Annotated in this window: 17 protein-coding genes; 10 read left to right on the forward strand and 7 right to left on the reverse strand. The window is 61.4% G+C overall.

Features of this window, described 5'->3' with window-relative positions:
- The first annotated feature begins 287 nt into the window (after positions 1 to 287).
- Positions 288 to 2,207 (forward strand): molecular chaperone DnaK, encoded by a 1,920-nt coding sequence (dnaK, locus tag QZ460_RS06855; RefSeq protein WP_290540834.1) that lies wholly within the window; start codon positions 288 to 290, stop codon positions 2,205 to 2,207.
- 115 nt (positions 2,208 to 2,322) lie between these two features.
- On the opposite strand, the gene QZ460_RS06860 is transcribed toward dnaK, so the two are convergent.
- Positions 2,323 to 3,216 carry a DMT family transporter gene (locus QZ460_RS06860; RefSeq protein WP_290540835.1) on the reverse strand — a complete coding sequence of 298 codons (894 nt, stop codon included), beginning with the start codon at positions 3,214 to 3,216 and terminating at the stop codon, positions 2,323 to 2,325.
- Positions 3,217 to 3,486: 270 nt separating this feature from the next.
- Between QZ460_RS06860 and secDF the strand changes: the two genes are divergently transcribed.
- The 9 genes from secDF to QZ460_RS06905 all read left to right on the forward strand — a co-directional run bounded on the left by secDF (position 3,487) and on the right by QZ460_RS06905 (position 12,469).
- Positions 3,487 to 6,522 carry a protein translocase subunit SecDF gene (gene secDF / locus QZ460_RS06865; protein ID WP_290540836.1) on the forward strand — a complete coding sequence of 1,012 codons (3,036 nt, stop codon included), beginning with the start codon at positions 3,487 to 3,489 and terminating at the stop codon, positions 6,520 to 6,522.
- Positions 6,523 to 6,736: 214 nt separating this feature from the next.
- A complete protein-coding gene (locus tag QZ460_RS06870; RefSeq protein WP_290540908.1) occupies positions 6,737 to 7,132 on the forward strand; it encodes a hypothetical protein in 396 nt (131 codons plus the stop codon).
- Positions 7,129 to 7,722, forward strand: coding sequence for a dephospho-CoA kinase (coaE, locus tag QZ460_RS06875; protein WP_290540837.1), 594 nt, complete (start codon positions 7,129 to 7,131; stop codon positions 7,720 to 7,722). Before QZ460_RS06870 ends, coaE begins: the two co-directional genes overlap by 4 nt.
- Before the next feature lie 19 nt (positions 7,723 to 7,741).
- Entirely contained in the window at positions 7,742 to 8,527 is a 786-nt protein-coding gene (gene folP, locus QZ460_RS06880; protein ID WP_290540909.1) for a dihydropteroate synthase, read from the forward strand.
- The gene (locus QZ460_RS06885) at positions 8,524 to 9,192 is read left to right on the forward strand and encodes an ABC transporter ATP-binding protein (RefSeq protein ID WP_290540838.1); all 669 of its coding nucleotides are present in this window, start codon (positions 8,524 to 8,526) and stop codon (positions 9,190 to 9,192) included. The genes folP and QZ460_RS06885 overlap by 4 nt, the downstream gene beginning before the upstream one ends.
- A gap of 162 nt (positions 9,193 to 9,354) precedes the next feature.
- Positions 9,355 to 10,134, forward strand: a complete 780-nt coding sequence (locus tag QZ460_RS06890; protein ID WP_290540839.1) for a TIGR02757 family protein — start codon at positions 9,355 to 9,357, stop codon at positions 10,132 to 10,134.
- Positions 10,135 to 10,157: 23 nt separating this feature from the next.
- A complete protein-coding gene (locus QZ460_RS06895; protein ID WP_290540840.1) occupies positions 10,158 to 10,859 on the forward strand; it encodes a methyltransferase in 702 nt (233 codons plus the stop codon).
- A gap of 52 nt (positions 10,860 to 10,911) precedes the next feature.
- Positions 10,912 to 11,805, forward strand: coding sequence for a DUF4831 family protein (locus QZ460_RS06900; protein WP_290540841.1), 894 nt, complete (start codon positions 10,912 to 10,914; stop codon positions 11,803 to 11,805).
- A gap of 7 nt (positions 11,806 to 11,812) precedes the next feature.
- Positions 11,813 to 12,469 carry a DNA alkylation repair protein gene (locus QZ460_RS06905; RefSeq protein WP_290540842.1) on the forward strand — a complete coding sequence of 219 codons (657 nt, stop codon included), beginning with the start codon at positions 11,813 to 11,815 and terminating at the stop codon, positions 12,467 to 12,469.
- Here QZ460_RS06905 and QZ460_RS06910 read toward each other — a convergent pair.
- The 6 genes from QZ460_RS06910 to rseP form a co-directional block, all read right to left on the reverse strand.
- Positions 12,466 to 12,798, reverse strand: a complete 333-nt coding sequence (locus QZ460_RS06910) for a thioredoxin family protein (RefSeq protein WP_290540843.1) — start codon at positions 12,796 to 12,798, stop codon at positions 12,466 to 12,468. The two genes, QZ460_RS06905 and QZ460_RS06910, sit on opposite strands and share 4 nt — an antisense overlap.
- A gap of 9 nt (positions 12,799 to 12,807) precedes the next feature.
- Complete coding sequence (locus QZ460_RS06915; protein WP_290540844.1) at positions 12,808 to 13,776, reverse strand: NAD-dependent epimerase/dehydratase family protein; 969 nt, start codon at positions 13,774 to 13,776, stop codon at positions 12,808 to 12,810.
- A gap of 173 nt (positions 13,777 to 13,949) precedes the next feature.
- A complete protein-coding gene (gene radA / locus QZ460_RS06920) occupies positions 13,950 to 15,317 on the reverse strand; it encodes a DNA repair protein RadA (RefSeq protein WP_290540845.1) in 1,368 nt (455 codons plus the stop codon).
- A gap of 7 nt (positions 15,318 to 15,324) precedes the next feature.
- A complete protein-coding gene (locus QZ460_RS06925) occupies positions 15,325 to 15,939 on the reverse strand; it encodes a hypothetical protein (protein WP_290540846.1) in 615 nt (204 codons plus the stop codon).
- Entirely contained in the window at positions 15,936 to 16,577 is a 642-nt protein-coding gene (locus QZ460_RS06930) for a lactate utilization protein (RefSeq protein WP_290540847.1), read from the reverse strand. The genes QZ460_RS06925 and QZ460_RS06930 overlap by 4 nt, the downstream gene beginning before the upstream one ends.
- An 11-nt stretch (positions 16,578 to 16,588) precedes the next feature.
- A complete protein-coding gene (gene rseP / locus QZ460_RS06935; protein ID WP_290540848.1) occupies positions 16,589 to 17,902 on the reverse strand; it encodes an RIP metalloprotease RseP in 1,314 nt (437 codons plus the stop codon).
- Positions 17,903 to 17,907: the final 5 nt, after the last annotated feature.

The following is a 17,907-nucleotide window of genomic DNA, read 5'->3' on the forward strand; positions in this document are numbered from 1 at the left end:
CCCCCGAACCCCTCTCCGCTCAAACCCCGAAATGCCGCCCTTCCCCTGATCGGATGCCGCCCGCCTGTCCCTTTGTGGGTGGCGGGAGGCCCTTGTCGGGTGACAAAAGGGCGTACAACCGCCCGATGTATGGCATTTTTCTGCCATCGGGCTGACAATTTGGCAGGGATTGCCGATCGGCACGACCTTTGTTTGGTTCGAGGGCGTAACCGGCGGCCGGAGTCGGCAAAATCCCGGACCGGCGGATACGAACCCGAAAAAGAAACAATTAAAACTATAGTACTATTATGGCAAAGATCATCGGTATTGATTTAGGAACCACGAACTCCTGCGTGGCAGTGATGGAGGGCAACGAGCCTGTTGTAATCCCCAACTCCGAGGGACACCGCACGACCCCTTCGGTCGTGGCTTTTACGGCCGAGGGCGAGCGTAAGGTCGGCGACCCTGCGAAGCGTCAGGCGATCACCAATCCCAAGCGCACGGTCTTCTCGATCAAGCGTTTCATGGGTGAGACCTACGACAAGGTTTCGTCCGACATTGTCCGTGCCCCCTATGCCATCGTCAAGGGCGACAACAACACCCCGCGCGTGGACATCGACGGACGCCAGTACACGCCTCAGGAGATTTCGGCCATCATCCTGCAGAAGATGAAGAAGACGGCCGAGGACTACCTGGGCCAGGAGGTTACGGAGGCCGTGATCACGGTTCCGGCCTACTTCTCCGACTCGCAGCGTCAGGCTACGAAGGAGGCGGGCGAGATCGCCGGTCTGAAGGTCCGCCGCATCATCAACGAGCCGACGGCGGCCGCCCTGGCCTACGGTCTCGACAAGAAGTCGAGCGACCAGAAGATCGCCGTGTATGACCTGGGTGGCGGAACGTTCGATATTTCGATCCTCGAGCTGGGCGACGGAGTCTTCGAAGTGAAGTCGACGAACGGTGATACGCACCTGGGCGGTGATGACTTCGACCACGTGCTGATCGACTACATGGCCGAGTCGTTCAAGGCCGAGCACCAGATCGACCTGCGTCAGGACCCGATGGCCCTGCAGCGCCTGAAGGAGGCCGCCGAGAAGGCGAAGATCGAGCTGTCGTCCTCGACCACCACGGAGATCAACCTGCCGTATATCATGCCCGTCAACGGCATTCCGCAGCACCTGGTGATGACGCTCACGCGTGCCAAGTTCGAGCAGCTGTGCGACCACCTGATCCGCAAGACCATCGAGCCCTGCAAACTGGCGCTTCGTGATGCGGGTCTGGACGCTTCGCAGATTGACGAGGTGATCCTCGTGGGCGGATCGACGCGTATTCCTGCGATCCAGAAGATCGTCGAGGAGTTCTTCGGCAAGACCCCGAACCGTTCGGTCAACCCCGACGAGGTTGTAGCCATCGGTGCCGCCATCCAGGGCGGCGTGCTCACGGGCGAGGTGAAGGATGTGCTGCTGCTCGACGTCACGCCGCTGTCGCTGGGTATCGAGACGCTGGGCGGAGTGATGACGAAGCTCATCGACGCCAACACGACGATCCCGACGCGCAAGTCGGAGACCTTCTCGACGGCTGCCGACAACCAGCCTTCGGTCGAAATCAACGTCTGCCAGGGTGAGCGTCCGCTGGCCCGCGACAACAAGTCGATCGGCCGCTTCCACCTCGACGGCATTCCCGCCGCACCGCGCGGTGTGCCGCAGATCGAGGTCACGTTCGACATCGACGCCAACGGTATCCTGAACGTTTCGGCCAAGGACAAGGGCACGGGCAAGGAGCAGAAGATCCGCATCGAGGCTTCTTCGGGACTTACCGAGCAGGAGATCCAGCGCATGCGCGACGAGGCCAAGGCCAACGAGGAGAAGGACAAGGCCGAGAAGGAGCGTATCGACAAGATCAACGCCGCCGACTCGAACATCTTCACGACCGAGAAGCAGCTCAAGGAGTACGGCGAGAAACTCCCCGCCGACAAGAAGGCCGCCATCGAAAGCGCCCTGGGCAAACTGAAGGAGGCGCACAAGAACGCCGATGTGGCCGCCATCGATACGGCTATGGCCGAGCTTAACGCCGCATGGCAGGCCGCTTCGCAGGACATCTACGCGCAGCAGCAGGCACAGCAGGGCGCGCAGCCCGGAGCCGATGCCGGCCAGCAGTCGCAGTCGACCGCCGGCGGCCAGCAGGGCGGCAGCGAGCAGCCCGAGGATGTGGAGTTCGAGGAGGTGAAATAAAACCCCGGGGTGGGGGAGACCCCTGCCCGTCATAACGTGAAGAGCGCGGATCCGGCAAGGATCCGCGCTCTTTTTTTGCCCGGGGCGATCTTCCGGGCGGCAAACCGCTGCGGCGTTACCGTTTTCTTTCCGGCTCCTTCTCCGCCCGCCACATCCCGTAGAGAATCAGCGCCGCTCCGGTCAAAGCGGCGGGTGTGATCCGCTCGCCGATGCAGAGCGCCGCCGCGACGATCGTCACCAGCGGGTTGAAATAGATGTAGTTGGTCGTCCTGACGGCTCCCAGCCGGAGCATCGCGGCGTTCCAGAGCACGTAGCAGAGCATCGAAGCTATGACGCCCAGAAAGAGCAGATTGCCCCATACGACGGGCCGCGATAACACTTCCCAGCCTGCATCGAAAGGCCGGAAGGCGAAGATCGGGAGGATCGTCACGAGACCGTAGAAAAAGACTTTCCGGGTGATGAAGATCGCGAGGTAGCGGTCTCCGATGCGTTTGATCACCAGCGAATAAACCATCCATAGCATCGCTGCCGCGAGAGCCAGCATGTCGCCCCGCGGCGAGAGGCGGAGCACGAAATGGCCGTTGAGCACCACGAGTATCATCCCCGCGAATGCCAGCGCCGAGCCTGCGATCTGCCGCCGCGACATCCGCTCGCCGTGGTAGCAGAGACTCATCGCCACGGCGGTCCATACGGGTGCCGTGCAGACGATCAGCGAAACGTTCGATGCCGGAGCGTACTCCAGAGCCATGTTTTCGGTCAGGAAGTAGAGCGAACCTCCGCTCAGTCCGGCGGCGGCCAGCAGCAGTTCGTCGCGCAGATTTGCGGCCTTCATGCGCCCTCCCGCGAAGGGCAGTATGCAGAGATAGGCCAGCGCGAAGCGGATCAGGAAAATTTCCGCCGGAGTGAGCGAGTTGGCGATCAGGACCTTCGTCGAGACGAACGTCGTGCCCCATACGGTCACCGTGAAGAGCGCCGCGAGATGGTATTTGTATTGGGTGTATTTCAGCATTCGGCTCCAAAAGTACGGATTTTTTTGCCATTCGGTTCCGCCGTTGCGCCTGTCCGGGTCGAAAAAACGGGCGGGCGATCCGTCCATGCGTAGCCTCTTTCGGGCGTCGCGATGCGACCCTTAAGGGCCTCGTATGACTTGAATTGACAGATAAATGGCAATTTCCCCCCCTCCGGGACCGCATTATTTAATTCTTTTTTCTATCTTTGCATGCTATTGTGTGTAATGACAATAATTACAACTAAATAACAATAACTATTTTTCACTCAAATGCAAAGTAAAGGTTTTATTAAACTCATTGCGGTCCTGTTGGCTCTCGCGTGTGTTTATCAGCTCTCGTTTACGTTCAAGACGCGTGGCGTAGAGAAGAAGGCGGCCGCTTATGCCGCTCAGTTCCCCCTCGACCAGCAGGACGAGGCCGAACAGCATTACCTCGATTCGGTGCAGAACCTGCCGGTTTACAACCTGGGCTTCCGCAAGTTCACCTACAAGGAATGTAAGGAGAAGGAGCTGAACCTGGGTCTGGACCTCAAGGGCGGTATGAACGTCATGCTGGAGGTCCAGGTCGAGGATGTGGTGAAGGCCCTTGCCGGCGACAGCCAGAACGACCCGGCCTTCATCGAGGCGATCGGCGTGGCCAACGAGGCGATGAAACAAGGCTCTTCGACCGACTATATTTCCGACTTCGTCAAGGCCTATTCGCGTCTTTCGAACGGTCGTCCCATTGCCGAGCTTTTCGTCAGCCCCGACCGTAAGGACATCACGCTCGAAAGTTCGGATGCCGATGTCGAGAAGATCCTCAAGAAGGAGACCGAGGCAGCCATCGGCGCGTCGTTCAACGTGCTGCGCAGCCGTATCGACCACTTCGGCGTTACGCAGCCCAACATCCTGCGCCTTCCGAACTCGCACCGCATTCTGGTCGAGCTTCCGGGCGTGAAGGAGCCGCAGCGTGTCCGCGACCTGTTGCAGGGAACCGCTTCGTTGGAGTTCTGGACGACCTACGACGCCAACGAGATCTTCCCCGCGCTTTCCGCAGCCGACAAACTCCTCAAGAACGAACTGGCGCAGACGCCCGTCGTTACCCCCGAAGCCGCAACTGAAGCCGCAACTGAGGCCGCTGCCGGTGAGACTCCTGCCGGCGGGGCCGAGGGCCTGATCGCCGAGGTCGGCGCCGCCGATTCGGCAGCCACGGCCGAGACGACCGTTCAGGAAGGCAACTTCGATCAGGCCCAGAACCCGCTCTTTGCTGTTCTCAATCCCCGTTTTGCCGGCGGCGCCTCGATCGGAGCCGCCTATAAGGCCGACATGGCCGCCGTCGACGAGTACCTCTCCCGTCCGGCCATCCGCGAGCTGTTCCCCGCCGACATCCTGTTCAAGTGGGGCGTCAAGGGCGACGACAAGATCGACGGTCGCTTCTACCTCTATGCCATCAAGGTTTCGACGCCCGACGGCAAGGCTCCGCTCGACGGCTCGGTCGTCACGGAAGCCATCGAGCAGTACGCCCAGCGCGGCGCTACGGCCGAGGTTTCGATGACCATGAACGCCGAAGGTACGCAGGAGTGGGCGCGCATGACGGGCGAGAATATCGGCAAGTGCATCGCCATCGTTCTCGACGGATATGTCTATTCGGCTCCCCGCGTCAATTCGAAGATCGACAAGGGACAGTCGCAGATCACCGGTGATTTCACCATCCAGGAGGCCAAGGACCTTGCCAACGTGCTCAACTCGGGTAAGGTTCCCGCTCCGGCCAAGATCATCCAGGATACGGTCGTAGGTCCTTCGCTGGGCCAGGAGTCGATCAACGCCGGTATGATCTCGTTCGTGATCGCCTTCATCCTCGTGCTGCTCTACATGGGTCTGTTCTACAAGACGGCGGGCTGGATGTCCGACGTTGCGCTGTTGACCAACGTCTTCCTGCTGATGGGCGTTCTGGTATCGTTCGGTGCCGTGCTGACCCTTCCGGGTATCGCGGGTATCGTGCTGACGATGGGTATGGCCGTCGATGCGAATGTGATCATCTACGAACGCATCAAGGAGGAGCTTCGCGGCGGCAAGGGTCTTTCGCTGGCCATCAAGGACGGTTTCTCGAAGGCCTACTCGGCCATCATTGACGGTAACCTGACGACCATCATCACGGGTATCGTGCTGTTCATCTTCGGTAACGGTCCGGTCCAGGGCTTCGCCACGACGCTGATCATCGGTATCATCACCTCGTTCTTCTGCGCCATCTTCATCACGCGTCTGCTGATCGAGTGGATCGTCGGCAAATGGGGCCACATCTCCTTCTCGCGCCGCTGGTCGGAGAACTTCCTCAATAACACGCGCGTCGACTTCATCGCCAAGCGTAAAATGGCCTACTACATCGCCGCAGGCCTGATGGTTCTGTCGTGCGTGTCGTTCTTCGCCCGCGGTCTGAACCTCGGTGCCGAGTTCACCGGCGGTCGTGCCTATGTGATCCGCTTCGACAAGCCCGTTTCGGCCGAAGAGGTCCGTCATAATGTGGAGAAAGCCTTCTCGCAGTTTGCCGATGCCGATGCCTCGTCGATCAGTTCCGAGGTGAAGCAGTACGGCAAGGAGAACCAGATGCGCATCGTGACCCAGTACCGCTACGACGACACGTCGGACGAGGCTACTTCGGAGGTTGAGCAGATCATCTACGATGCTCTGAAGCCGCTCTACTCCTACGACATCACCTTCGAGCAGTTCCGCAATACGCAGACCGACGCCAATGGTATCCTGACGGCCGACAAGATCGGTCCCTCGATCGCCAAGGACATGACGTGGAATGCCATCTATTCGGTGCTCTTCTCGCTCATCGCCATAGGTCTCTACATCACGTTCCGCTTCAAGCGCTGGCAGTGGGCTTCGGGTGCCACGGCAGCCCTGGCCTTCAACGCCCTGCTGATCATCGGTATCTTCTCGATGTTCTACGGTCTGCTGCCCTTCAACCTTGAGGTCAACCAGGCGTTCATCGCCGCGATCCTGACGATCATCGGTTATGCCATCAACGATACGGTGGTTGTCTTCGACCGTATCCGCGAGTACCTGGGTCTCTACCCGAAGCGCAACCTGAAGGAGAACGTGAACAACGCCATCAACTCGACGCTGTCGCGTACGATCAACACTTCGGGCACGACGCTCGTGACGCTTCTGGCGATCTTCTTCTTCGGCGGCGAGACGATCCGCGGCTTCATCTTCGCGCTGATCATCGGAGTGGTCGTAGGTACGGCCGCCACGATCTTCCTCGCGACGCCGATCGCTTACGATCTGATGACGAAGCGCGCCAAGACCGACGCTGAGAAGTAACGGACCGGCTTCCGATCCGACAAAAACGGACCGCACCTCCGGGGGCGGTCCGTTTTTGTAAATAAATTTGGCATTGCGCCCGGGTTGCACTATCTTTGCGGACGCACCGGGACCTGCCTGCGCAGGCCGCGGCCGGGCAATGGGCAAAATAAATTTGATATTGCACTTGCCTTGCACTATCTTTGTCATACAGATATTATTATAGGTTCCCATGATGGAGAATTGGTTGAAATGGATGCACCGCTACGTATCGCCGGTTTTTCTGGCTCTGCTCGTCGCGTCGTTCATCCTGTGGTATATCGCGAAGTTGAGCTATACGTACACCACCGAGCAGACCGTGAAGGTGAGTGTCGACGGACAGCCTTTCGAGGTCACCTGTGTGGTCGAGGGCGTCGGTACGAATCTTTTCGGCTACCGGGTCTATATGAACAAGACGCTGCGCATTCCGCTTTCGGAACTCAAGACAGTGCGTTCGTATGAAGTGGGGCACGAGGGAAAACTCATCATCGACCCCCAGTCGCTTCAAAACGCCCTTGCTCCGCGCTTCAGCGACATCAAGATCATTTCCATCGGGGATATTCCCGAAATCGACGTTCCCCGCAACTCATGATCAAGGTCGGCATCACAGGCGGTATCGGCAGCGGCAAAAGCACGGTTTGCCGTCTTTTCGCCCGTTTGGGCGTTGCGGTCTATGACTCCGACGCCGCGGCCAAGCGGCTGATGACGGAGGATGCGGAGTTACGCAGACGCATCACGGAGCGTTTCGGAGCCGAATCCTATGCGGAGGGAATCCTGAACCGCTCCTACCTTGCCGGGCGGGTCTTCTCCGATGACCGGGCCCTGGCCGACCTGAATGCCATCGTCCACCCGGCCGTCCGGGCCGATTTCGCGGCGTGGTTCGCGCGTCAGGCTGGCTCCTATGTGATTCTCGAAAGCGCCCTTCTCTTCGATGCGGGCTTCGATGCCTGCGTCGACCGTACGGTTGCCGTCCTCGCCCCCGAGGAGCTGCGCATCGAGCGCACCTGCCGCCGCGACGGGCGTACCCCGGGGGAGGTCCGCCTCCGCATCGCCGCCCAGATGGACGACGATACCCTGAGCGCCAGAGCCGACTATACCCTTGTCAATATTCTCGAGTCCGATCTCGACCCCGCAGTTGCGGAGTTGCACCGGATTTTCAACCACGAAGGCCATGATCATTGATTTTTCCTCGCCCCGGGTGATGGCTGTTCTCAACGTCACCCCCGATTCTTTCTATGCCGGTAGCCGCACGCCGGATGCCGCGGCCATCGAATGCCGCGTCCGTGAAGCCGTGGCCGAAGGGGCGCAGCTGATCGACGTCGGGGGCTACTCCTCGCGTCCGGGGGCCGACGAAGTCCCTGCCGACGAGGAGTGGCGGCGCGTGCAGCTGGGCATCGGGGCGGTGCGTCGTCTGGCTCCCGACCTGCCCGTCTCGGTCGATACGTTCCGCAGCGAGGTCGCGGCTAAGGCTGTCGCCATGTTCGGGCCGCTTGTCATCAACGACATTTCGGCCGGGGAACTCGACCCTGCGATGCTTTCCGTCGTCGCGGACCTCGACGTGCCCTATATCGCCATGCACATGAAGGGCACACCGCAAACCATGCAGTCGCAGACCGACTACCGGCGGGATATCGTCACCGAGGTCGTCGACTATTTCCGCTGCCGCACCGGGGCGATGTTGTCCGCGGGCATCCGGCGTGAAAACATCATCCTCGACCCGGGCTTCGGCTTCGCCAAGACCACCGAGCAGAACTATTCCCTTCTTGCGGGTCTGCACCGCCTCTGCGCACTGGGCTACCCGGTGTTGGCGGGTCTTTCGCGCAAGTCGATGATCTATAAGGTCCTCAATGCCACTCCGGCCGAGTCGCTCGCCGGCACCGTTGCGTTGAACTGGGAGAGCCTACGCCAGGGAGCGTCGATTCTCCGCGTCCACGATGTGCGGGAAGCGGTCGATACGGTCAAACTGTTCAATTTCTTCCGCCAATGATACATGTTGTCGACATACACAAGCGTTTCGGCAGCCTGGAGGTGCTGAAAGGCGTTTCGCTCGACGTGGCCCGGGGCGAGGTTGTCTCCATTGTGGGGGCCAGCGGCGCTGGCAAGACCACGCTTTTGCAGATCATCGGCACGCTGTCGCGCCCCGACGGCGGGCTTGTGGAGATCGACGGGTGCGCCGTCTCGTCGTTGGGCGATCGGGCCTTGTCGCAGTTCCGCAACGAGCGCATCGGTTTCGTGTTCCAGTTCCACCACCTGCTTGCGGAGTTCACTGCCTTCGAGAATGTCTGCATCCCGGGACTGATCGGCCGCCGTCCGCGTGCCGATGTCGAACGCCGGGCCGCGGAGCTGCTCGATATGATGGGCCTTGCAGCGCGTCGCGACCACAAACCCGGCCAACTCTCGGGCGGCGAGCAGCAACGCGTGGCCATCGCCCGTGCGCTGGTCAATTCCCCCGCCGTGCTGCTGGCTGACGAACCCTCGGGCAACCTCGACTCGCACAACCGCGACGAGATCCACCGCCTGTTCTTCGACCTGCGCGACCGGCTCGGTCAGACCGTCGTAATCGTAACCCACGACGAAAACCTCGCCGCAATGGCCGACCGGAAGATCACCATGTCCGACGGCCTGATCCTCTCCGGCCAACCGGCCCGCTGACGCGGACAACCTGCTTCCGGCATGCCAACTGCAACCTCCGCCGGCCAACCGCACTGCTGATGCGGATAACCCGCTTCCGGCATGCCGACCGCAGCCTCAGCCGGCCAGCCGATCCCCGTCCTTCTCGAATTCCGATTCCCTGCTCCGAATATTCCGCATACCATGACCCCCTCCGATCTGAAGGAGCTGCTCGATGCGCTCCACGACAAATACAACAGCCCCGACTTCATTGCCGACGATCCGATTTCGGTCCCGCACCGCTATACGGACCCTGCCGACCGCGAGATCTCGGGATTTTTCTCCGCCACCATCGCCTGGGGCAACCGTAAGGCCATTGTCCGCAACGGCTTCCGCCTGATGCACTTCCTGGACGACGCACCGGCGGATTTCGTGCGCAACGCCTCGGAGCGCGAACTGGCCCAGCTCTCCTCCTACGTCCACCGCACATTCAACGGCGGGGACCTGCGCGATTTCGTGCTGGCGCTGCGGCGCCTCGGCGAACGCTACGGGGGCATCGGTCCTTTCTTCGAGACACGCTATGAGGCCACGCGGAGCATTCCCGCCGTGCTGGCCGATTTCCGAAGCGAGTTTTTTGCCGGGGATCACGCTCCGCACTGCGAGAAACACCTCTCGTCCGTCGAGCGCGGCGCGGCCTGCAAGCGGCTGTGCATGTATCTGCGGTGGATGGTGCGGCGCGACGACCGGGGCGTCGACTTCGGGCTCTGGCGGCGTATTCCGATGTCGGCCCTCTACCTGCCGCTGGACGTGCATGTCGGCGAGATGGCGCGCGCCCTGGGACTGCTCGGCCGCCGGCAAAACGACTGGCGAGCCGTCGAGGAACTGACGGCGACCCTGCGCACGTTCGATGCGGAGGACCCCGCGCGCTATGATTTTTCGCTGTTCGGCGCAGGCATGGACGGACGGCTGACAACCGGCTTTTAGCCTTTGAACCTGTTCGTGAAAAGATGTTTTGCTTCAAACAATTCGCCATCCGCCAGGACCGCTGCCCGATGAAGGTCGGTACCGATGGTGTCCTGCTGGGTGCATGGGCCACCGTGCGGCCGCAGGAACGGCGGCTGCTCGACATCGGCACCGGCACGGGACTGATCGCCCTGATGCTGGCCCAGCGGGCCCCGGAGGCCCGTGTCACGGGCGTCGACATCGACGATGTCGGTCAGGCCCGCGAGAATGCCGACGCTTCGCCCTGGGGCGGGCGGGTCACATTCGCACAATGCCCCGTTCAGGAGTTCGTGTCGCCCGATCCGTTCGATCTGATCGTCTCCAACCCGCCGTTTTTCGTCGACTCGCTCACTTGCCCCGACCGGGGACGCACGGCGGCCCGCCATGCCGTGCACCTGCCCTTCGGCGACCTCCGCGACGCCGTTCTTCGCCTGCTGGCTCCCGAAGGTCGCTTTGCCGTCATCCTTCCCACAGCCGAGGCGGAGCGCTTTCGGGCCCTCTGTGCCGGCCGCCTGGCCCTCGTGCGCCGCACCGACGTGTGCACCACGCCCCGTCACCCGGCCAAACGGGCGCTGATGGAGTTCGTCCGCGCCGATCTTGCCGCCGCGGCGTCCGAGGTCTCGCAACTGATCGTCGGCACGGGAGAGCACGAGTGCTATACACCCGAATACCGCGCCCTGACCCGCGATTTTTACCTGAAATTTTGACGGCACGCGAAAATAAGTTACATTTGTGAAACCGCAATAAAATTTTCGGACCATGAAATTCAGACTTTTGGCATTTGCCCTGCTGCTTTCGGGCGGCATCTCGGCCCAGAACCCATACATCGCCCTTCAGGGAGTCAACGAAACGGCCGGAGGCCTTACGGTCACCCAGCCCCGCACGATCCTCGCCGTCGACGTCACCGTCGAGCACGACGTCACCTTGAGCGGTCCCTATGCGCGTTATGCGCAGAAATACCTCGGGGTGCGAGCTCCGCTGACCGACAAGAACACGTGGAACGTCACCGGGGCGCAGATCGCCCTGCTCGACGGCGACACCTACCTCAATGCCACGGCTCCGGCTGCGGCCTCGACCCGTGTGCAGTCGCACATCGCCTCCGAAGAGGAGTTCGCGCGCCTGCAGGCGGACAAGACCGACATGACGACCCCCGCACTGGAGGACGCCGCGCGTGCTGCTGCCACACAGATCTTCGCCCTGCGCCGCCACCGCATCGAGCTGGTCACGGGCGAAGCCGGCGAGAATGTCTTTGGCGAAGGGCTGAAGGCTGCGCTGGAGGAGATCGACCGCCTGGAGCAGAACTACCTGGAGCTGTTTCTCGGCAAGCGAGTCGTCTCGACCGAGACCCGCCGCTATGTGGTCTACCCGCAGGCCGATAAGAAACAATATATCGTCTGCCGCTTCAGCCGGGAAGCCGGACTTCTTCCCGATACAGACCTTTCGGGCGACATCGTGCTGCTGCTGATCGAACCTTCGGGAGCCGCAAAGAGCGACCTCGAAGCCGCTCCCAGGGAGAGTTCGGTCGTTACGTGCCGCGTGGCCGATCCCTCGACCTGCATCGTCGTCTCGGGTAACCGCGAGTATGCCCGTGCCGTGCTCCCGGTCTTCGAATTCGGCCGTACGATCAACGTCGCCCTGCCGCGGCGCAAATAACCCGCCGATGGATTTCACCTCCCGCATGTCGGCGCTGCTCGGGGCCTTCCGCCGCGAGCGCAACGGCGCCGTTGCCGACTCGATGCGCTTCTACGGCGCATCCTGCGGCCTGAATTTCGGCGTGAGCCTGCCGACACTCCGTACTCTGGCCCGTGCCGAGGGCACCGACCACGATTTCGCCAAATACCTCTGGCTGCAGGATGTCCGCTGCCTGCGCCTTGCCGCGCTGCACATCGCCGATCCGGCACGCCTTACACCCGGTGAGTTCGCCTTCTGGGGCGACGGGCTTCTCAATTCCGAGATCGCCGCGGAGGCCGCCTTCGCGCTGCTGAGCCGCATCGGGGCATTCCCCGAATTGTTTGCAGCGTGGATTGCGCCCGATGCCGGATGGCTGCGGCAGTATGCGGTCCTGATGGCTGCAGCCCGTGTTCCGCACCCTTCCCTGACGTGGGCCGTTCCGGCTGCTGCCGCCGTGCACGAGGCCGCTGCGGCCTGCATCCCGGAAGCGCACCTGCTGGCTCATGGAGCCGTGGCGCTGTTCACGGCCGTCGGGACGCAGGATGAAGAGAGCCGGCAGGCGGTTCTCCGCGCGGCCGGCTCTCTGGGTCAGCTCCCTGCCGAAGACTGCGTCCACGAGGAGCTGGCCTGGCGACTGGAGGTTTAGGGCTGCATCACCTGTCGGCGTTTTTCGAGTTCGTCCAGCACGTTGGTCAGCTGTTCGTAGTCCAGGCGGCTGCTCTCGCGCCACAATACCTCTCCGCGGCAGAAGAACATCAGCGTGGGTACCGACATGATGTTGTAGCGGCGTATGATCTCCCGCATCGCGGGGTCGTCGATGTCGGCTTTGTAAATGTCGACCCGGCCGTTCATCCGCACCCGAAACCGGTCGATGACCGGCACCATCATCCGGCACGGCCCGCACCAGGAGGCGAAGAACTCCACGAGAGTCAGCGCCTCCCGCCAGATGATCTTGTCAAAGTCCGTTGTGGTCATCTCTTCCGATCAGTTCATTTCGACCCACGATATTCCCGCGTAGTTCTTGTCCGCAAGTTCCTTTTCGACGTAGCTGATCGTGCGCCTCAGCCCTTCGACGAGCGGTGTGCGGGGAGCCCAGTCCAGGTCGCGCCGTGTCGCCGAGATGTCGGGCATGTGGCGGCGCATGTCGTCGATGCGTGCCTGAGTGTGGACGATGCGCGATCGGCTGCCCGTCAGGGCTATGATCTTTTCGGCCAGCGATCGGATCGTCACCTCGTGGCTGCTGCCGAAATTCACCGTGCGTGTCATCTCCGCGGGCGGGGCCTCCATCAGCCGCACCAGTCCGTCGACGACGTCTTCCACCCAACTGAAGGTCCGCAGCTGCTCGCCGCTGCCGTTTATCGGAATGTCGCGGTTCTGCAATGCCGCCACGATCATCTTCATCACCACGCGCTGGTCCATCAGGTTGGCGCCGCTGCCATAGGTGTTGAATATGCGTGCGATGCGGGTGTCGACTCCGAATTCATACTGATAGGCGCGGTGGAGGGCCTCGCCGGCCCGTTTGCCTTCGGCGAGGATGCGGTGTGTCGCGCATCCGCTTGCGGCCGTGCCCGGGGTGTCGCCGTGCCCGGTTCCGTAGATGTCCCCGCTCGATGCGTAGAGGATGCGGGCATGCTCCGCGCGTGCCGTGTCGAGGGCGTTGATCGAACCCAGAATACTGACCTTGAGCGACTCGACGGGCAGCGCTTTGTTGTAGCGCACGCGCGAGGGAGCTGCGAGGTTGTAGATTTCGTCACATCGGATGCCGAATGCGTTGACGATGTTGTGGCGGACGTATCGGAATTCCGGATGCTGCGGCATGTCGCGCAGCAGCGGCGAATCGGCGGCATCTCGGATGTCCACGCAGAAGACTTCGTGCCCGTCGTTCAACAGACGCAGACACAGGTGGGAGCCGATGAATCCCACGCCGCCCAGTACGACTATTCTCTTTTGCATCTTCTTCCTTTTTTCGGGGAAGGAGAGCAATTTTTGTTCCACAACACGAAAAATCCGGCCGCGGAGGCTTTTCGTTGCTCTCCTCTGGCCGGAATTCCGGCTGTCCCGCAGATCAAGACTTGTTCCCGTCAGGCCGGAATTTCGGCTGTGCTGCGGTCCAAGGCTTGCTCCCGTCAGGCGATGAACAGGGCTTTCGGGAGTTGGTCTACGCTGTTTATCGGTACGATTTCGATTCCCTTGGGGCGCTTGCCTCCTTTGGGCATGTATCCCGACACGATGATGCGCCGAAAGCCCAGCCTTGCGGCTTCGCTGATGCGCTGTTCGGTCCGGGGTGCGGGGCGCACTTCGCCCGAGAGACCTATCTCTCCGGCACAGCATACGCCCTCGGCCACGGGACGGTCGTAGTAGGACGAGATCACCGCCGCCACAACCGCGAGGTCCAGCCCCGGATCCGCGACCTTGAATCCGCCCGCGAAATTCAGGAAAACGTCCTTTTGGAACATCTTCATTCCCACTCGTTTCTCCAGTACGGCCAGGAGCATGTTCATGCGCCGGGCGTCGTATCCGGTCGTCGATCGCTGGGGTGTTCCGTACGCCGCGGCGCTCACCAGCGCCTGCACCTCGATCAGATAGGGCCTCACTCCGTCGGCCGATGCGCCCACGGCGATGCCGCTCAGCGGCTCCTCATAGTGTGTCAGCAGGATTTCCGACGGATTGTCGACGCCCCGCAGTCCGGCGTCGAGCATCTCGAAAACCCCGATTTCGAACGTTGCCCCGAACCGGTTCTTGATGCCCCGCAGGATGCGGTAGACGTTGTTGCTATCGCCCTCGAACTGCAGGACGACGTCGACGATGTGTTCGAGGATCTTGGGGCCGGCTATCGACCCGTCCTTGGTGATGTGGCCGATGATGAAGATGGAGGTTCCGGTCGATTTGGCATACTTCAGCAGTGTCGCCGCACATTCGCGGATCTGCGACACGCTGCCTGCCGATGAGTCCAGCAGATCGGTGTAGATCGTCTGTATCGAGTCGATCACCACCAGATCGGGACGGTGCTCGGCGATTTGCGTGACGATGTTCTCCAGCAGGGTTTCGGGATAGATCAGACACTCGTCGTTGCCGATTCCGATGCGTGCGGCGCGCATTTTGATCTGCTCGGCCGACTCCTCGCCCGAGACGTAGAGGGTTTTCAGACCGTTTGCCGCCAGTGCGATCTGCAGCGAGAGCGTCGATTTGCCGATTCCCGGTTCGCCGCCCACGAGGACCAGCGACCCCGGGACCATGCCGCCGCCCAATACGCGGTTTACCTCGGCATTTCCCAAGTCGAGACGGATGTGCTCACTTTCGCGTATATCCTTCACCTTCTGAGGCTTCGCCGCGGGCAGGGGACCCGCCGCAGTGGCCGGTACCGAACCGCTTTCACGGGCTATGATCTCCTCCGTAAACGTGTTCCATTCGCCGCACGAGGGGCATCGCCCCAGCCATTTCGGGGCCTCGAACCCGCAGTTTTTGCAGAAAAAAGCCTTCTTGACCTTTGCCATAGTCCTCCTATTTTGCGTTTGCCGAGGTGTACTCTCGGCGCACGGCCTTCGTGATTCCGACCTCGGGATAGCGGGCCTTGTACTCTTCGGTCAGGTCGACCGTCAGAAGGGCCTTGCTCGTGCCGTCCTCGGCCTTGTAGGCCGAGAGGGTGCAGGTGTATTCCATCGCCGGTTCCGGACAGATGACGAGGATGTCGGCCGTGCCCGGGTTCTTGAAGAAAATGCTCCGCAGCGGCTCCGCCTCCGCAGTCTGCCTGATCCACAGACGCCCGCCGTTGTATTTGGTGAATTCCAGCATGTAGCTTCCGCCCGCCTTCACGGGAGCCGCCGCCTCGATCTCGGCCTTGATCCGCTCGATTGCGGGGTTCGTTTCGACCTCCCCGCCCTTCGTCTCCGGCCCCGAGGGCCCCTCTGGCTTCTCCGGTCCTTCCGGCTTTTCCGGCCCCTCCGGCTTCGAAGGGTCCGTCGGGTCTGTCGGATCCGGGTCGGGCCCCGGGAGGGTTATTTCGGCCTCGACGCGCACGACGGGATAGACCGTCGTGTAAAAAGCGTCGGAATCGTCTCCGCAGGCGGCCGCCAGCAACAGCAGGCCGACCGCGCCGTATTTCAGTTTTTTCGTCATAATCCCAAATCTTCGTCAATCAGTATTACCAGCACCCGCTTGTCGGGCCAGCACCGCAGCATCTCCATCCGGGTGTTGCAGATGCGGTCCTGCGAGTTGCAGTCCGCACAGATGCCCGTTTTGGCACAGGGAGTGCGGGATCCGGGGTGTCGTGCTACGTTCTGCGGTGCCGCGATCCGACGTATGCGCTCCTCGGCCCCGTTGCGGTCGGCCACTATTTTGTTGCGTCCCGCCACGATGATCACCTTCCGGGGTCCGAATGCCACCGGTGCGATGCGGTTGCCCACCTTGTCCAGCCAATGGAGCGTTCCCTGCTCCGTCAGGGCGTTCACGCCCGTGATGAAAAGGTCCGACAACAGCGCGCGGCGGCGTATCTCCAGCCGTTCGTCGTAGGGTTTCGAGGCGTCGAATCCGTCGAGCAGCGTCAGCCTTCCGTTGCTCCGCAGCCACTCGACAATCCCTGTTTCGCGCATCGTCATCGAGTCGCCGAACGCCATGAGTTGCGGATTTTCGGCCTCCACGACAGCCTTCATCAGGGCGCCGGCCGCTTCGGCATCCCTCACCACTTCGACCTCGAAATGGTTCCTCCGCAGTGCCGCGGCGCAGGCCTCCGTTTTTTCCGCAGTTCGGTTTGCCATCGGCTCCTCCCTTATTTGATGAAGAAGCGGTACACGTCGTTTCCGTTGGCGTAGAGCAGCAGGAACAGGATGATGATCAACCCGACATACTGCGCGGCTTCCAACACCTTGTCGCTCACCTTGCGGCCCGAAATCATCTCCCAGAAGGTGAAGATCGCGTGCCCGCCGTCGAGTCCCGGAATCGGCAGGATGTTCATCACCGCGAGGATGATCGACAGGAAGGCGGTCTTCATCCAGAAGTCCTGCCAGTTCCACGTCGAGGGGAAGATGCTGCCGATGGAGATGAATCCGCCCAGCTCCTCATACATCTTGGTCCTGGGCTGCACGATCATCTTCAGCTGGTCCCAATAGGAGGAGATCATCTTGCCCGTCTGGTGAATACCGGCCGGAATCGCCTCCAGAAGCGTATATTTCTGCGTGCGCAGCGTGAGTCCCTTGCGGATTACCCCGATCGTTCCCTGCTCCTGGACGGGCGCCTTGAATTCAAAGCGCATGCCCCCTTCGCGCAGGACCTTCAGCAGGACCGAATCCCCGGCATGGGCCTTCAGGTATTGGGCGTAGCCCGCAAAATCGAGACCCGAGACGTTGTCGATGCCTACGATCTCGTCGCCCCGCCGCAGCTGGGCGACGCTCGGAGCCACGGCGCTGTCGATGAGAAAGGGGATGCGGGGCATGAGGAGGTTTTCGTATCCCTTCTGCTGGCGCATGGCGATCAGCTCGTCGAGCGGGAGGATCAGTTCGACCTGTTGTCCGTTGCGCTCGACCACGACGCTGCGGTCGCACTCGGTGATCAGCAGCGAGTTGATGATCTTGTTGACATTGTCCACCTCTTCGCCGTCAATCGTCACGAAACGGTCTCCGTCCTGAAATCCGAGGCGGTGCCCGGCTTCGTTGAAACTGTAGCCGATCTTGGCATCAGCGTTCGAGAAATAGGTTTCTCCCCACGTGTAGCAGATGCCGATGTAGACGGCCACCGCCAGCACGACGTTCATCACCACGCCGGCGATCATCACCAGAAACCGCTGCCAGGCGGGTTTCGACCGGAATTCCCAGGGCTGCGGTGTGTGTTTCTGATACTCCTTGTCCATCGACTCGTCGATCATTCCTGCGATCTTGACATAGCCTCCCAGCGGCAGCCATCCCAGACCGTACTCGGTGTTTTTGCGCTTGAATTTGAAGAGCGAGAACCACGGGTCGAAGAAGATGTAGAATTTCTCGACGCGGATTTTGAACACCCGCGCCATAATGAAGTGCCCCATCTCGTGAATGCCGATGAGGATGGTGAAACAGAGGAAGAACTGAATGATTTTTACGATAATGTCCATGTCGG

It is taken from the genome of Alistipes sp., assembly GCF_020026455.1.
GTDB lineage: Bacteria > Bacteroidota > Bacteroidia > Bacteroidales > Rikenellaceae > Alistipes.

Bases quoted from the DNA above. Each gene is read 5' to 3' on its own strand.
- QZ460_RS06925 (WP_290540846.1), bottom strand. From the start codon at position 15,939: ATGACGAAAAAACTGAAATACGGCGCGGTCGGCCTGCTGTTGCTGGCG.
- QZ460_RS06895 (WP_290540840.1), top strand. From the start codon at position 10,158: ATGTTTTGCTTCAAACAATTCGCCATCCGCCAGGACCGCTGCCCGATG.
- QZ460_RS06905 (WP_290540842.1), top strand. From the start codon at position 11,813: ATGGATTTCACCTCCCGCATGTCGGCGCTGCTCGGGGCCTTCCGCCGC.
- QZ460_RS06900 (WP_290540841.1), top strand. From the start codon at position 10,912: ATGAAATTCAGACTTTTGGCATTTGCCCTGCTGCTTTCGGGCGGCATC.
- QZ460_RS06915 (WP_290540844.1), bottom strand. From the start codon at position 13,776: ATGCAAAAGAGAATAGTCGTACTGGGCGGCGTGGGATTCATCGGCTCC.
- secDF (WP_290540836.1), top strand. From the start codon at position 3,487: ATGCAAAGTAAAGGTTTTATTAAACTCATTGCGGTCCTGTTGGCTCTC.
- QZ460_RS06870 (WP_290540908.1), top strand. From the start codon at position 6,737: ATGGAGAATTGGTTGAAATGGATGCACCGCTACGTATCGCCGGTTTTT.
- rseP (WP_290540848.1), bottom strand. From the start codon at position 17,902: ATGGACATTATCGTAAAAATCATTCAGTTCTTCCTCTGTTTCACCATC.
- QZ460_RS06910 (WP_290540843.1), bottom strand. From the start codon at position 12,798: ATGACCACAACGGACTTTGACAAGATCATCTGGCGGGAGGCGCTGACT.
- folP (WP_290540909.1), top strand. From the start codon at position 7,742: ATGGCTGTTCTCAACGTCACCCCCGATTCTTTCTATGCCGGTAGCCGC.
- QZ460_RS06930 (WP_290540847.1), bottom strand. From the start codon at position 16,577: ATGGCAAACCGAACTGCGGAAAAAACGGAGGCCTGCGCCGCGGCACTG.
- QZ460_RS06885 (WP_290540838.1), top strand. From the start codon at position 8,524: ATGATACATGTTGTCGACATACACAAGCGTTTCGGCAGCCTGGAGGTG.
- radA (WP_290540845.1), bottom strand. From the start codon at position 15,317: ATGGCAAAGGTCAAGAAGGCTTTTTTCTGCAAAAACTGCGGGTTCGAG.
- QZ460_RS06860 (WP_290540835.1), bottom strand. From the start codon at position 3,216: ATGCTGAAATACACCCAATACAAATACCATCTCGCGGCGCTCTTCACG.
- QZ460_RS06890 (WP_290540839.1), top strand. From the start codon at position 9,355: ATGACCCCCTCCGATCTGAAGGAGCTGCTCGATGCGCTCCACGACAAA.
- coaE (WP_290540837.1), top strand. From the start codon at position 7,129: ATGATCAAGGTCGGCATCACAGGCGGTATCGGCAGCGGCAAAAGCACG.
- dnaK (WP_290540834.1), top strand. From the start codon at position 288: ATGGCAAAGATCATCGGTATTGATTTAGGAACCACGAACTCCTGCGTG.